This window comes from Fluviibacter sp., from assembly GCF_057744235.1.
In genome coordinates, this window is record NZ_JBIJFP010000007.1 from 56539 (window position 1) to 70244 (window position 13706).

At 58.9% G+C, this 13706-nt stretch carries 14 protein-coding genes; 4 read left to right on the forward strand and 10 right to left on the reverse strand.

What is annotated here, in order from left to right; translation table 11 throughout:
* Positions 1–810, forward strand: a complete 810-nt coding sequence (locus AC3GOJ_RS05555; RefSeq protein ID WP_488236474.1) for a ferritin-like domain-containing protein — start codon at positions 1–3, stop codon at positions 808–810.
* Positions 811–868: 58 nt separating this feature from the next.
* Here AC3GOJ_RS05555 and AC3GOJ_RS05560 read toward each other — a convergent pair whose 3' ends face one another.
* Positions 869–1522 (reverse strand): c-type cytochrome, encoded by a 654-nt coding sequence (locus tag AC3GOJ_RS05560; protein WP_488236475.1) that lies wholly within the window; start codon positions 1520–1522, stop codon positions 869–871.
* A gap of 183 nt (positions 1523–1705) precedes the next feature.
* Here AC3GOJ_RS05560 and yihA point away from each other — a divergent pair, with 183 nt between their 5' ends.
* Both yihA and hemB read left to right on the forward strand, forming a co-directional pair.
* On the forward strand, positions 1706–2446 hold the full coding sequence (gene yihA, locus AC3GOJ_RS05565) for a ribosome biogenesis GTP-binding protein YihA/YsxC (protein WP_488236507.1): 741 nt from the start codon (positions 1706–1708) through the stop codon (positions 2444–2446).
* A complete protein-coding gene (gene hemB, locus AC3GOJ_RS05570; RefSeq protein ID WP_488236476.1) occupies positions 2436–3443 on the forward strand; it encodes a porphobilinogen synthase in 1008 nt (335 codons plus the stop codon). Before yihA ends, hemB begins: the two co-directional genes overlap by 11 nt.
* On the opposite strand, the gene AC3GOJ_RS05575 is transcribed toward hemB, so the two are convergent.
* The 9 genes from AC3GOJ_RS05575 to AC3GOJ_RS05615 all read right to left on the reverse strand — a co-directional run bounded on the left by AC3GOJ_RS05575 (position 3398) and on the right by AC3GOJ_RS05615 (position 12280).
* Entirely contained in the window at positions 3398–4075 is a 678-nt protein-coding gene (locus AC3GOJ_RS05575) for a pyrimidine 5'-nucleotidase (RefSeq protein ID WP_488236477.1), read from the reverse strand. The genes hemB and AC3GOJ_RS05575 overlap by 46 nt on opposite strands.
* 17 nt (positions 4076–4092) lie before the next feature.
* Positions 4093–4986: an acetylglutamate kinase gene (argB, locus tag AC3GOJ_RS05580; RefSeq protein WP_488236478.1), complete on the reverse strand. Its 894-nt coding sequence runs from the start codon at positions 4984–4986 to the stop codon at positions 4093–4095.
* A 74-nt stretch (positions 4987–5060) separates the two neighbouring features.
* Positions 5061–5510 carry a dihydroneopterin triphosphate diphosphatase gene (nudB, locus tag AC3GOJ_RS05585; RefSeq protein ID WP_488236479.1) on the reverse strand — a complete coding sequence of 150 codons (450 nt, stop codon included), beginning with the start codon at positions 5508–5510 and terminating at the stop codon, positions 5061–5063.
* A gap of 11 nt (positions 5511–5521) precedes the next feature.
* Positions 5522–5965, reverse strand: coding sequence for a barstar family protein (locus AC3GOJ_RS05590; protein WP_488236480.1), 444 nt, complete (start codon positions 5963–5965; stop codon positions 5522–5524).
* A gap of 12 nt (positions 5966–5977) precedes the next feature.
* Positions 5978–7780 (reverse strand): aspartate--tRNA ligase, encoded by a 1803-nt coding sequence (gene aspS / locus AC3GOJ_RS05595; RefSeq protein ID WP_488236481.1) that lies wholly within the window; start codon positions 7778–7780, stop codon positions 5978–5980.
* A gap of 30 nt (positions 7781–7810) precedes the next feature.
* Positions 7811–8458, reverse strand: a complete 648-nt coding sequence (locus AC3GOJ_RS05600; protein ID WP_488236482.1) for a DUF502 domain-containing protein — start codon at positions 8456–8458, stop codon at positions 7811–7813.
* Positions 8459–8533: 75 nt separating this feature from the next.
* Complete coding sequence (locus AC3GOJ_RS05605; protein ID WP_488236483.1) at positions 8534–9736, reverse strand: type II secretion system F family protein; 1203 nt, start codon at positions 9734–9736, stop codon at positions 8534–8536.
* On the reverse strand, positions 9729–11402 hold the full coding sequence (locus AC3GOJ_RS05610) for a GspE/PulE family protein (protein ID WP_488236484.1): 1674 nt from the start codon (positions 11400–11402) through the stop codon (positions 9729–9731). Before AC3GOJ_RS05610 ends, AC3GOJ_RS05605 begins: the two co-directional genes overlap by 8 nt.
* Positions 11399–12280 (reverse strand): cytochrome C assembly family protein, encoded by an 882-nt coding sequence (locus tag AC3GOJ_RS05615; RefSeq protein ID WP_488236485.1) that lies wholly within the window; start codon positions 12278–12280, stop codon positions 11399–11401. The genes AC3GOJ_RS05610 and AC3GOJ_RS05615 overlap by 4 nt, the downstream gene beginning before the upstream one ends.
* A gap of 48 nt (positions 12281–12328) precedes the next feature.
* Here AC3GOJ_RS05615 and ffh point away from each other — a divergent pair, with 48 nt between their 5' ends.
* Positions 12329–13705, forward strand: a complete 1377-nt coding sequence (ffh, locus tag AC3GOJ_RS05620) for a signal recognition particle protein (RefSeq protein ID WP_488236486.1) — start codon at positions 12329–12331, stop codon at positions 13703–13705.
* The last annotated feature ends 1 nt before the right edge of the window (position 13706 follow it).

Below are 13706 nucleotides of genomic sequence, written 5' to 3' on the forward strand. Positions count from 1 at the left end.
ATGACTGAGGGGCTTTTTCGGGCAATTGAAATCGCCTGGCGCTGCACGGACCCTGCCGCCAAGTGTGCCGCTGTGGATGCCCTGATTCCGGCGTATCTGGGCTTGAGCCTGGCGTCGAATGGGGCGTCGTTGGCGACAAGTATCGCCCCCGACTGCGCTCAGGTTGGGCGCCCTGAAAAACCAGTCTGTGTGTCACCAGCAGCGCTGCCGTTTCGTAAAGCGGTCGATCCGGCAGGGCGAGCGGCATTACTGCACGCCATTGCCCACATCGAGTTTAACGCCATCAATCTGGCACTGGATGCCGCCTGGCGTTTTAGTAATCTGGGGCCGGTTTTTGTGCGGGATTGGTTAGGGGTTGCCATTGAAGAGGCTTACCATTTCAGTCTGATCCACGACCGTCTTGCTACGTTAGGGTACCGCTATGGTGATTTACCGGCGCATGCAGGGCTCTGGCAATTGGCAGAGCAGACAGCGACGGATGTGCTCGCTCGTATGGCACTGGTGCCCCGGTTGATGGAAGCGCGCGGGCTGGATGCGATGCCGCCGATTTTCAGAGCGTTTCAGGGCATTGGCGATAAAGCGACTTTGCGGGTGCTGTCAGTCATTGCGCGTGACGAAGTCCGCCATGTCGCGCTCGGCGACGCGTGGTTTCGCCGGTTATGCGCGCAGCAGGCCTTGCCCGTGGTGGCGACCTATCAACGCCTGATGACCACCTATGAGGCGCCTTGGCCAAGGCCGCCGCTGAATGAAGCCGCAAGACGAGCCGCCGGGTTCGATGAGGTGGAGCTGGCGTTATTGCGGGCGCATTAAGGCGATCGGCAATAAAAAAGGCAGCCTGCAGGCTGCCTTTTTGCAAAGCGTTGGAGAATTACTGACGCAGACCCGCAGCGTATTCGGCCACAGCAGCCATTTGCTTGTCGGTCATTTTGGCAGCGATCATACGCATCATGCCTTCCGGATCGTTGGCACGGACGCCATCGCGGAACTGTTGCAGCTGGGCAACGATGTATTCCGGATGCTGACCGGCAAGTGCCGGGTACTGAGCGGGTAGGCCCGAGCCAGCCACGCCATGGCAACCGGAGCAGGCCGGAATGCCCTTCTTCATGTCGCCGGCGCGCCACAGGGTGCGGCCTTCGGTGGCCAGCTTTTCATCCTTGGCAACCGCCGGCTTCAGCGTCTGCTTCGAAAAGTACTGGGCCAGGGCCTTCATTTCATCAGCAGAGAGCGGTGCGGCCATACCATTCATCACCGCGTTCTGGCGCAGCGCCGGCTTGCCATCGGCCGAACCCTTGAAGTTGTTGAGCTGCTTGAGCAGATAAGAAGCGTGTTGGCCAGCCAGATTCGGGTTGGCCGGAATGCTGCTGTTGCCGTCGGCGCCGTGACAGGCAGCACATACTTTGGTGGCAATAGCGGCAGCATCAACGTTAGCGGCGGCATTGGCGGCGGCGGGAGCGGCCGGCTCAGCAGCCAGAGCCAGGGCGCTGACCAGAGCGGTCAAGGCGAATGCGACAACACGGATCATGTCCACACTCCTAAGAGAATTGGTAGTGGCTCGTAACGAGCAACAGGGGAATAAATTGATTAAGGCTGCTATTCTAATACAACCTGAACGAGGCGTCCTGTGTCTAATTCCCAAACTTTAAAATCTTCCACAAAAACATCCGCCAAAGCGACCCCCAAAAAATCGGGTGCGCCTGCCGGGAAAGTGCTTAAACAGCCGGCAACCGGCCCGGTAGCCCCTAAAAATCCGGGGCATGACCATCCCTTTCCGCGTACCGAGTTTCTGACGACTGTCGCCCGCCTGCGCGATACGCCGGGCGATGCCGTGGCCGAGGTGGCTTTTGTGGGCCGTTCCAACGCCGGTAAATCATCGGCAATTAACACATTGGCCGGTAAAACACGCCTGGCTTATGTCTCCAAGACGCCTGGCCGTACCCAGCATCTGAACTATTTTTCGGTGGCGCCGGATCGTTACTTTGTCGATTTGCCCGGCTACGGTTTCGCCAAGGTGCCTGAAGATGTGCGCAAGCAGTGGGATACCCTTCTCGGGCCCTATCTGCAGACTCGCGAGCAGCTCAAGGGTCTGGTGGTGATCATGGATAGCCGCCGTCCGCTGACCGATATGGATTGGCAGATGCTGGAATGGTTTGCGCCGACAGGGCGGCCCGTACACGTGCTGTTGTCGAAAGCCGATAAGCTGAGCCGCCAGGAACAGACCAAAATGCTGCGCGGCGTGAAGGCCGATTTAGCGGATCTAGGTTGCCCGGTCAGTGTGCAGCTCTTTTCCAGCCTCAAGCGTACCGGGGTGGCCGAGGCGGCATCCGTACTGAAACACTGGCTGGGCCTGTGCGACAATATTGCTCAATCAATGAGTTCTGATGATGCCGGCACAGCGCCTGATGCGGCTGTTGCGGCAATTGATGTGGATAGAAATCATGACGAATAAAGCCGGTTTTCCCTGGGTGCGCCCACGTCGTGTGCGGGTAGACGACGCCACGCGCCGCCTGGTGCGGGAGCATCATCTGACCGCGGATGATCTGATTTATCCCGTGTTCGTGCGCGAAGGCACGGGCGTTGAGGAAGCCATCGGCTCCATGCCTGGCGTGCATCGCTATTCGCCGGATACCCTGCTGGCCCACCTGGAGGAGGTGGTGGCGCTGGGGATTCCCGCGATTGCGCTCTTCCCGGTCATTGATGTTGCCCTCAAAACGCTAGATGGCCGGGAAGCGGCCAATCCGGAAGGGCTGGTGCCGCGCGTGGTCAAGGCCGTTAAAGCGCGTTTCCCCGACCTGGCCGTGATTACCGATGTGGCGCTCGATCCCTATACCTCGCATGGTCAGGATGGCATCATCGACGATAACGGTTATGTGCTTAACGACATCACGCTCGACATGTTGGTGCAGCAAGCCGTGATGCAGGCTGGCGCCGGTGTCGATATGGTGGCACCTTCCGACATGATGGACGGGCGTATCGGTCGCATACGTGCCGCGCTGGAAGCGGCTGGTCATGTGAATACCCGCATCATGGCCTATAGCGCCAAATACGCGTCAGCGTTCTACGGCCCGTTCCGTGATGCCGTCGGTTCGGCCGGCCAGCTGGGCAAGGGCAACAAGATGACCTATCAGATGGACCCGGCCAACACCAACGAAGCGCTGCATGAAGTGGCGCTGGATCTGGCCGAAGGGGCGGACATCGTGATGATTAAACCGGGCATGCCCTATCTGGATATCGTGCGCCGGATCAAGGACGAGTTTGCGCGGCCGACCGCCGTGTATCAGGTGAGTGGCGAATACGCCATGCTCAAGGCGGCGGCGCAGAACGGCTGGCTCGATGAGCAGAAGGTTGTGCTGGAAAGCCTGCTGGCTTTCAAGCGTGCCGGTGCCGATATGATTCTGACTTACTTTGCGCCACAGGCCGCGCGCTGGCTCCAAGCCACCCAATGACGTAAGTCCGTGACGCTGCGCAGCTTGTGGTCCACCCACGGGCTGTTGCGCAGCGTGCGCGTCACCCACAGGGTATGCATGCCCAGGCGCTTGGCCATGACCAGATTGGCCAGGCTGTCTTCGACCATGATGCATTGCCCAGCTTTGACGCCTTCTTTTTGCAGTAGCTTCAGAAAGCCGCTACGCAGAGGCTTGGGCTGGAAGCCAAAGGATTCCACGGTATAAATGGCATTAAACAGCGGTAGTAAGCCCGTCAGACGCAGGATGTCATGGGTGTAGCGGCGTGGCGCGTTGGAAAAGATGATGCGTCTGCCCGGCAGATCTTTGAGCGTTTGCGCCAGCGCCGGTGCGGTGATGATCAGCGCGCCGAGATCGTCGAAATTGTGCGTCTGATCCAGAAAGTGATGCGGATCGACCCCGTGGTGGCGAATCAGACCGAGTAGCGTGGCGCCATAACGTTGCCAGTAATGCTGGCGCAGCGCGGTTGCTGCGGCATGATCGAGCGCCAGATGGCGCTCGATATAGGCCGTCATCGCCCGATTAATCTGCGGGAAGATGTGCGGCGTGGCATGGTGCAGGGTGTCGTCCAGGTCGAACACCCAGATGGGGTTTCGATCCGTGGATCGAGCCATGACGGTGCAGCCAGCGATCAGGCGGATTTGATCATCGTGCCCACCCCATGCTGCGTCAGGATTTCCAGCAGCAAGGCGTGCGGTACACGGCCATCGATGATGTGCACACCCTTCACACCATTACGGGCGGCATCAAGCGCTGACGAGATCTTCGGCAGCATACCGCCCGAGAGGGTGCCATCGGCAACCATGTCGTCGATATCCCGGGGAGTCAGACCGGTGAGTAGGTTGCCGGCTTTGTCCAGAACGCCCGGCGTGTTGGTCAGCAGCACCAGCTTCTCGGCACCCAGGACTTCGGCCATCTTGCCGGCGACGACGTCCGCATTGATGTTGTAGGTTTCACCATCGGGGCCATAGCCAATCGGTGCGATGACCGGAATGAAGGCACCCGACACCAGGTGATGCACGATCGACGGATCAATCTGCTGAATATCGCCAACCAGCCCAATGTCGATCAATTCTGAAGGATTGCCCTGTTTGGGCAGCATGAGGCGCTTGGCGCGAATCAGGCCGGCATCTTTGCCGGTCAGGCCGACTGCTTTGCCGCCGTTATGGTTGATCAGTGCAACGATTTCCTTGTTCACGGCACCGCCGAGCACCATTTCAACCACGCTCATGGTTTCGGCATCCGTCACCCGCATGCCCTGAATGAACTCGCCCTTTTTGCCGACCTGCGTCAGCATCTGCTCGATTTGTGGACCACCGCCGTGGACCACCACCGGGTTCAGACCGACGAGTTTGAGGAGCACCACGTCATTGGCGAAGGATTGCTTGAGGCTCTCTTCCGTCATGGCATTGCCGCCGTATTTCACGACAATGGTCTTGCCATGGAAGCGTTTGAGGAAAGGCAGGGCTTCGGCCAGGACTTTGGCTTCGAGGGCGATGTTCTCGTGCGCTTGAGCGAGGGTCATATCAAATCCGTCGGTCAGAAAATAGGAATATGGTTGGCGGCGATTGTAGCGAGCATGGGCATCTTCGCAAAGTCTTATGACCGGCCGATGACCGGAAGTTGCAGAATTGCCTCGCGGTTGCTGGCGGAAAAGCAGGCGGCCGCAGCCTCATTATGGGCAACCCAGCGCCAGGCGCGATGTTCGTCGGGGCTGATGCGGATATCGCATACGGCAGGCAGGCATACGGAAAAAACGCGCTCTCTGTTGTGCGTGACATCCGGCGCATAGCGATGCCGCCATTCTGGCATGATCTCGTACACGTTCTCGCCTGGCCACGCCAGCAGATCTGCCGCTGACAGGGTGAGGCCGGTTTCTTCGTGGACTTCTCGCAGCGCAGTTTCGGTCAAGCTTTCACCGGCTTCGCGGCTACCGGTGACCGATTGCCAGTAACCGGGGTGTTTGGCGCGCTCCAGTAACAAAACCTGTAAGTCGGGGGTGTAGATGACCACCAGGACCGATTCCGGGCGTTTGTATGCCGTGGCCATGGACGTCAGAATCAGCCGATCATGGGGAGCAAGGCCACGCCATCCCCACGCAGTCCGATAAATGCCCAGAAAGGCACTTCCTGGCCCTGCCAGTGATGACAGGCCCCTTGCAGGGCTTCGAGCAGCTTGTGTACCCCAGTGGGGTCAGACGCAATCAGATTGTCGGCATCTTCAATGAGTAGCACATAGCCAGTGGCCGGCAACCACGAGAAGTCACTCAGCATTTCCGACAGATCATCCAGGTGCGCACCTTCATGTGCCGGGCACAGGGTGGCCCGGGTCAGGATCTCCAGCGCATCGGCCATGCGGGGAGTTTCCCGCAGAGGAACAAGAATCAGCTCCAGATCGGCCTGACGGCAGGCCTCGGGGAGTGCTTCAATGCCGCCGGGCGTCAGGTGGTAAACCCCCGCCCGCTCGGAGTCTTCGAGCAGGCGGGCGAACGCAGCGGGGTTCACGCGGTCTTTCGGTCAGGCTGCCGGTGCTTTGGCAGCGTCGGTCGGTGCCGGTTGGCGCAGACGGATGTGTAGTTCGCGCAGTTGCTTCTCATCGACATCCGACGGTGCATTGGTCAGCAGACACTGGGCACGCTGGGTTTTCGGGAACGCAATGACGTCGCGGATCGATTCGGCACCGGTCATCATGGTGACAATGCGATCCAGACCGAAGGCCAGGCCACCATGCGGCGGTGCGCCGTACTTCAGGGCGTCGAGCAGGAAGCCGAATTTGATCTGGGCTTCTTCTTCGCCGATACCGAGCGCTTCGAACACCGTTTGCTGCACATCGGCGCGGTGGATACGGACCGAGCCACCACCGATTTCCCAGCCATTCAGCGCCAGGTCGTAGGCCTTGGCCAGGCATTTGCCCGGGTCGGTCGTCAGCAGAGCAATGTGATCATCCTTCGGGCTGGTGAACGGATGGTGACAGGCCGTCCAGCGCTTGTCGTCCTCGTCGTATTCGAACATCGGGAAATCGACGACCCAGAGCGGTGCCCAAGTCACGCCGGTCATAAAGTTCTTTTCATGGCCGATCTTGACGCGCAGCGCGCCGAGGGCATCGTTGACGACCTTGGTCTTATCGGCGCCGAAGAAAATCAGATCGCCACTCTGGGCACCTGTACGTTCGATAATCGTCTTGAGCGAGGCTTCATGCAGGTTCTTGACGATCGGCGATTGCAGACCGGTTTCGTTGATCTGGCTGGCATCGTTCACCTTGATGTACGCCAGGCCGCGGGCACCGTAAATGCCGACGAACTTGGTGTACTCGTCAATCTCACCACGCGAGAGGGATGCACCACCCGGGATACGCATGGCGGCCACACGGCCACCGGTGGTTGCCGGGCCGCTGAATACCTTAAACGCTACATCGGCAACCGCATCCGTCACATCGGTCAGTTCCAGCGTGACGCGCAGATCGGGTTTGTCCGAACCGAAACGGGCCATGGCTTCGCCATAGCTCATCCGTGGGAACGGGTTTGGTAGATCCACCTCCATGGCATCCTTGAAGACATAGCGGATCATGCCTTCCATCAGGCCCATGATCTCTTCTTCGCTCAGGAACGATGTTTCGATATCAACCTGGGTAAATTCAGGCTGACGGTCGGCACGCAGATCTTCGTCGCGGAAGCATTTGACGATCTGGTAGTAACGGTCGAAGCCAGCCACCATGAGCAGCTGCTTGAACAGCTGCGGCGACTGGGGCAGGGCAAAAAACTGGCCCGGATGGACGCGCGACGGGACCAGGTAATCACGCGCACCTTCCGGTGTCGATTTGGTCAGCATGGGCGTTTCGATATCGATGAAACCGTTGTCATCAAGGTAGCGGCGGAAGGCACGTGCGACGCGATAACGCAATTGCAGATTCTTCTGCATGGCCGGGCGGCGCAGATCGATGACACGGTGTGTCAGGCGTACGTTTTCCGACAGGTGCTCTTCATCGACCTGGAACGGGGGGGTGACGGCTGCGTTGAGCACCTCGATCTCATGGCAGAGCACTTCAATGCCGCCCGAGGCGAGCGAGGTGTTTTCGGTGCCGGCCGGACGTGGGCGCACTTTACCGGTGATCTTCAGGCAGAACTCACCACGCACATCCTCGGCAATCTTGAACATCTCGGCACGATCCGGGTCACACACGACCTGGGCCAGACCGCTGCGGTCACGCAGGTCGATAAAGATCACGCCACCATGGTCACGGCGGCGATGTGCCCAGCCACATAGGGTGACGATCTGTTCGTTGAGCGAAGGGTTGAGGTCGCTACAGTAGTGAGTACGCATGAGGTGTCTTGCTTTTCTTCAGGGTGGAAATCAGTCGCCGACATAAGTGTCTGCCTGCGGGGCATCCAGCTTCGTCGTCAGCGTTTTGGGCGCGGTGGGCGCAACGACGCCCATCGAAATCAGATATTTGAGGGCATCTTCCACCGACATGTCGAGTTCGACGACATCGGCTTTAGGCACCATCAGGAAAAAACCGGAGGTCGGATTCGGCGTCGTCGGGACGTACAGGCTGACCATATTCTGGCCCAGGTGCTCGGCGATTTCGCCGCCCGGCGTGCCAGTCAGAAAACCGATCGTCCAGCTGCCCTGGCGCGGGTACTGGACCAGCACGGCTTGGCGAAAGGCCTGCCCCGAAGGGGAAAAAACGGTGTCTGAAATCTGTTTGACGCTCTGGTACACCGAGCGAACGACTGGAATGCGATGCAGCAGGGCTTCCCACCAGCGTACCAGGCGCTGGCCGATAAAGTTGGCCGTCAGCAGGCCGGTGACAAAGACCACCAGCAGTGTGAGTAGTGCACCGATGCCGGGCAGATGAAAGCCGAGCAGGGCTCGTGGCTGCCAGGCAGCTGGGAGCAGCATGATGGATTGATCCATCAGTCCCAGAATGAATGAGAGCACCCAGATCGTGATGCCGAGCGGCGCCCAGATCAGTAGGCCGGTAATGAAGTAGCGTTTCATCGGTTCGCCGCACAGCGGCAGATAAGTTCCAAACCCTTGATTATAGCGGACTCTGGGCGATTTCTGTAGGCCGCGTTAAAGCACGTTGCCCAGTTGGAAGATCGGCAGATACATCGCAATGACCATACCGCCGATGAGCAGGCCCAGAATGACCATGAGTAGAGGCTCCAGCAAGTTGCCGAGCATGCTGACGGTGTCGCTCACCTCTTGCTCGTAAATGCCCGCAACCTTATTCAACATCTGATCCAGAGCGCCGGATTCTTCGCCGACAGCCACCATCTGCACCACCAGGGGTGAAAAGACGGCGTGAGACTGAAGGCTGGCAGACAGGCTGACACCCTGTTGCAATTGCCGATGAATTTTCTGCGAGGCCATCGCAAAACTGCGGTTACCAGCACTCTGACCCGCGGGAAGCAGGGCATCAAGCACAGGAATGCCAGCGCCGATCAGGCTACAAAGGGTTTGGCTCCAGCGAGCCAGCGCGGCTTGCTGCAGAAGACGCCCTATGCCCGGTAAGCGAAGCAGCCAGCGATCCGTCTGTGTTTGCCAGACTGAATTTTTAGACCAGCGGTGATAGAGCAGCCAGATGAGGCCGCCGCTGAGGGCCAGCATAGACAGGCCATAGGTCTGTAGGGTTTGTGCCCCATCCAGCAGTAATCGGGTTGCCCAGGGTAGGGTGGCACCAAAGCTGCTGAAGGTGCTTTCGAACGCCGGGACGACCAGCGTGAGCATCAGAATCGTGACAATGAAGGCAATCCCCAGAATAGCGACCGGATAAGCCAGTGCGCTGCGGACACGGCCACGGATGGCCAGCATTTTTTCGCGATAGATGGCAATCCGTTCCAGCATCACGTCCAGCAGCCCGGCCTGCTCACCGGCGGAGACGAGCGCACAAGTTAATGCATCGAACAGATCGGGATGCTGCTGCATGGATTGGGCGAGACTTCGCCCCATCTGCAAATCGGTGCGCATGTCTAACAGGACACGGTTCATCGCGGCAAACTCCTGGCCCTTGGCCAGGACTTCCAGCGCCGATAGTAGCGGGATACCGGCGTGAATCAGCGTAGCCATCTGGCGTAGCACCAATGTGACGATTTTGTCCGGAATGCGCGGCGTCATGCCCCAGGGGCGTTGAATGCGGGTCGGGGTGATACCGCGCCGACGCAGCTCAACCCGAGCCCGCACTTCGCTGGTGGCGTTAATGTCGCCATTGAGCTGGGCGCCATTCTGGGAAAACCCAGACCACTGATAGCGTCGAGTTCGCCCGGTATCAGCCATCGATGTTGGCGCTGATTGGCGTTTCGGTTTCGGCCAGGATCTCGGTCAGCGATGTTAGACCAGCCCGAACTTTGGTCAACCCTGCCTGGCGCAGACTCTGAATACCATCCAGTTGGCATTGTCGTGCCAGATCGCTGGCGCTGCCACTGTGTAACATGATGTTCTGTAGTGCGCTGGTGACTGGCATGACTTCGAAAATCCCGATGCGGCCACGGTACCCGGTGCCATGACATCGGGGGCAACCGATTGGCTGGTAGAGTTGCCATGCGCCTTCGTTCAGTGCCCGGAGATCGGTGTCGCTAAATCCAGCGTCACGCAGCACCATCTCTGACAGGGTCACCGGTGTCCGGCAGTCACATAATCGGCGCACCAGGCGTTGGGCGATGACCAGCAAGACGCTGCCCGCCACGCTGTAATCCGGCAAGCCCAGTTGGCGTAAGCGCTCCAGGGTGGCGGGGGCTGAACGGGTATGCAGTGTGGAAAGAACGAGGTGGCCCGTTTGCGCGGCCTTGACAGCAATCTCGGCGGTTTCCGTATCGCGAATTTCGCCGACCATGAGGATATCCGGATCCTGTCGCATGAAGGCGCGAAGCGCAACAGCGAAACTAAGACCGGTCCGCTCATCAATGTTGACCTGATTGATCCCTTGCACTGGGATTTCCACCGGGTCTTCGACAGTAGCGATGTTGGTGCCGGTCTGATTGAGTTCGTTCAGGCAAGCGTACAGCGTGACGGTCTTGCCAGAACCCGTCGGGCCGGTGACCAGGATCATGCCGCTGGGCTGCTGAATGGCTTGCATCAGTTGTTTGAGTTGGCCAGGGGTGAGCCCGAGTTCATTGATCGATAAACGGGCATCTTGTCTGTCTAGAATGCGCAGTACGATTTTTTCACCATACAAGGTCGGCATGGTGCTGATACGCAGGTCTACCAGCGTCCCATCATCGGTGCGGGCGCGAAGCTGGCCGTCCTGTGGTAACCGTTTTTCGGCAATGTCGAGTTTAGCCAGAATCTTCAGACGGGATGCCACCATATCCTTAAAGTCGTCGGGTGGTGCTGTTTGTGGCTGCAGAATCCCGTCGATTCGGTAACGGATCCGATAGTTGTGCTCGTACGGTTCGAAATGAATATCTGATGCGCCGCGCTCAATGGCCACACTAAGTGTTTTCTGCAGAAAGCGGACAACGGGGGCATCTTCGATCTGTTGGTCGGCGACTGAGTTGTTCCGGCTGGGGTCGGCTCGGACGTTGGATGTGCGTTGCTCCGCACGTTCAGCCAAACGCGCCAGCATCTCAACATTGGCGACACAGGGATCGATTTCGAGGGCGGTCTGAAAGCGCAAGGTGCTGATGAGTTCATCATCGGTGGGATCTGCCATAGCAAGCTGCAAGCGCTTGCCATTCAGGTCAACAGCCAGATATCGGGGCGTCGGTGTGAGGTTGACCAGCGGTGCCCTGGACGCTGCGGCAGGCAACGCTGCGTCAAGACAGGGAACCCCGAAGGTATTGGCGATAAACTGCGTCAGGGATTTGCTGTCGATCAGCGCTGCAGTCACGAGCTCTGCCGGGAGGCTCGTTTGCCGCTGGTGGGCACGCTGCACGCAGCGTTCTATTGCCTGGGTGTCGGCGATGAGCCCGCTCTGGATCAGTGCGCGGGCCAGAATGCTCATGGTGCCCGATCGAGCAGAATTTCCAGGACGAATCGGCTACCGACATAGGCCAGGAGCAGCATGACAAAACCCGTGATGGTCCAGGCGGTGGCTTTGGCACCGCGCCACCCGCGCAGCCGTCGGCCAACAAGTAATGCGCCGAATATCACCCAGGATAGAAAGGCAAAAATAGTTTTATGATCCGCACGGATCCACTGGCCGTAGAATTGCTCGGAGACCAGCAGGCCGGTTGCCAGTGAGGCTGTGAGCAGTAAAAAGGCGATACCCAGCATGCGGAACAGCAGGTTTTCCATGCGCAGCAGTGGTGGAAAGCGCTGCTCGGTCGTCAGTTTGGCCGGGTGGTGCAAATCCCGTTCGGCGATCCATAGTAGGCAGGCCTGTAAGGTTGCCAGGAGGAATACCCCATATGCCAGCATGGCGAGGATAAAGTGGACCCGGAACAGCCAGGCATCGATGTGCACCAGCGGATGTTCAACCGGAAAGATCAGGGGTAGTAGCACACCCGCAGTGGCTGTCGGCAGAATCAGCGCCAGTAGGCCGCGTTGCTTGTAGGCCAGGCTTTCAAATCCATGCAGGAGCACGGCCAGCCAGAGAATGACCGATACCGTCAGCGCAAAGGAAAAACGGACGGTACCACCGCCGAACATGTCCAGATAGAGCGCGGCACCATGAACTGCGATCGCAAAGCCCAGTAAAGCCGGGGTCACCCCGGCCGAAGCCCTGTGCTGAGTGCCCGGTGCAAGGTGTTTGGCCAGCCGGGAAGCTGATTGACGAGCAACCTGATGCAATACTTGCCAGGTGAGAATGCCATAGGCAATGGCAGCAATGATCGTCAGGATCGTGGCGAGTGGAAAGGGAAGCGATACAATTGGAGACATAAGCTACATTTATATCACGTAGCCCTAACAAATGTCCGAGACTGATCAATGCTGGAAAATCTGACCCAACGCTTAAGCCGTGTGATGAAAACTATGCGGGGTGAAGCCCGCATGACCGAGGCTAATATTGGCGATGCCCTGCGCGAAGTACGTATGGCGCTGCTGGAGGCCGACGTGTCGTTGTCGGTGGTCAAGGACTTTGTCGCCCAGGTCAAGGAAAAAGCGCTGGGGACGGATGTCGTTGGTTCCCTGACGCCGGGCCAGGCATTTGTGGGTGTGGTGCACGATCAGCTCAAGCAGCTCATGGGCGAAGCCCAGGTGCCGCTGGCGCTGAATCAGCAACCGCCGGCGATTATTCTTATGGCGGGTTTGCAGGGCGCGGGTAAGACCACCACGGTCGGTAAGCTGGCGCGCTGGCTTAAGCAGCACCATAAGAAAAAAGTCATGGTCGTTTCCTGTGACGTCTACCGTCCCGCGGCCATTGAGCAGCTCAAGCACGTTGCGGGCCAGGTGGGGGCCGAATTCTTCCCGTCTTCACCGGATCAGAAGCCGCTGGAGATTGCGGCCGCCGCCGTGGATTGGGCCCGTAAACACCATGAAGAAGTCCTCATCGTTGATACGGCCGGTCGTCTGGCGATTGATCAGGCCATGATGGATGAGATCAAGGCATTGCACGCCCAGCTGAATCCGATCGAAACCCTGTTTGTGGTCGATGCCATGCTGGGCCAGGATGCCGTGAACACGGCCAAGGCCTTTAACGAAGCACTGCCACTCACCGGTGTTGTTCTGACCAAGCTGGATGGTGATGCGCGAGGGGGGGCGGCACTCTCGGTACGTGCCGTGACCGGCAAGCCGATCAAGTTTGTGGGTGTCGCTGAAAAACTTGATGGGCTGGAACCGTTTTACCCTGACCGAATGGCATCGCGCATCCTGGGGATGGGCGATATCCTGTCGCTGGTTGAAGCCGCCTCGCAGCAGGTGGATATGGGGCAGGCTCAGGCGATGGCCCAGAAGATCAAGTCGGGCAAAGGCTTCGATCTCAACGATTTTCGTGCCCAGGTCGCGCAGATGCGTCAGATGGGGGGGATGACCGCCTTGATGGACAAGCTACCGGCGCAGTTTGCCGAAGCCGCGGCGAAAATGCCGGCAGGGAGCGACGACAAAATGTCGCGTCAGATTCAAGGCATCATCGACAGCATGACGCCGAATGAGCGAACCAACCCCGAGCTGATCAAGGCCAGCCGCAAACGCCGAATCGCCACAGGGGCGGGGGTGCAGGTGCAGGACGTGAACCGCTTGCTGAATCAGTATGAACAGACGCAGAAGATGATGAAGCAATTCGGCAGCATGTTCAAAGGCAAGGGCGGCATGATGAAGATGATGCGAGGCGCTAAGTCGATGTTTGGCGGCAAGTTACCTTTTTGAT

Coding starts and splice junctions, on each gene's coding strand:
- AC3GOJ_RS05555 (WP_488236474.1), top strand. CDS start 1: ATGACTGAGGGGCTTTTTCGGGCAATTGAAATCGCCTGGCGCTGCACG.
- AC3GOJ_RS05560 (WP_488236475.1), bottom strand. CDS start 1,522: ATGATCCGTGTTGTCGCATTCGCCTTGACCGCTCTGGTCAGCGCCCTG.
- hemB (WP_488236476.1), top strand. CDS start 2,436: ATGACGAATAAAGCCGGTTTTCCCTGGGTGCGCCCACGTCGTGTGCGG.
- AC3GOJ_RS05575 (WP_488236477.1), bottom strand. CDS start 4,075: ATGGCTCGATCCACGGATCGAAACCCCATCTGGGTGTTCGACCTGGAC.
- argB (WP_488236478.1), bottom strand. CDS start 4,986: ATGACCCTCGCTCAAGCGCACGAGAACATCGCCCTCGAAGCCAAAGTC.
- nudB (WP_488236479.1), bottom strand. CDS start 5,510: ATGGCCACGGCATACAAACGCCCGGAATCGGTCCTGGTGGTCATCTAC.
- aspS (WP_488236481.1), bottom strand. CDS start 7,780: ATGCGTACTCACTACTGTAGCGACCTCAACCCTTCGCTCAACGAACAG.
- AC3GOJ_RS05600 (WP_488236482.1), bottom strand. CDS start 8,458: ATGAAACGCTACTTCATTACCGGCCTACTGATCTGGGCGCCGCTCGGC.
- AC3GOJ_RS05605 (WP_488236483.1), bottom strand. CDS start 9,736: ATGGCTGATACCGGGCGAACTCGACGCTATCAGTGGTCTGGGTTTTCC.
- AC3GOJ_RS05610 (WP_488236484.1), bottom strand. CDS start 11,402: ATGAGCATTCTGGCCCGCGCACTGATCCAGAGCGGGCTCATCGCCGAC.
- AC3GOJ_RS05615 (WP_488236485.1), bottom strand. CDS start 12,280: ATGTCTCCAATTGTATCGCTTCCCTTTCCACTCGCCACGATCCTGACG.
- ffh (WP_488236486.1), top strand. CDS start 12,329: ATGCTGGAAAATCTGACCCAACGCTTAAGCCGTGTGATGAAAACTATG.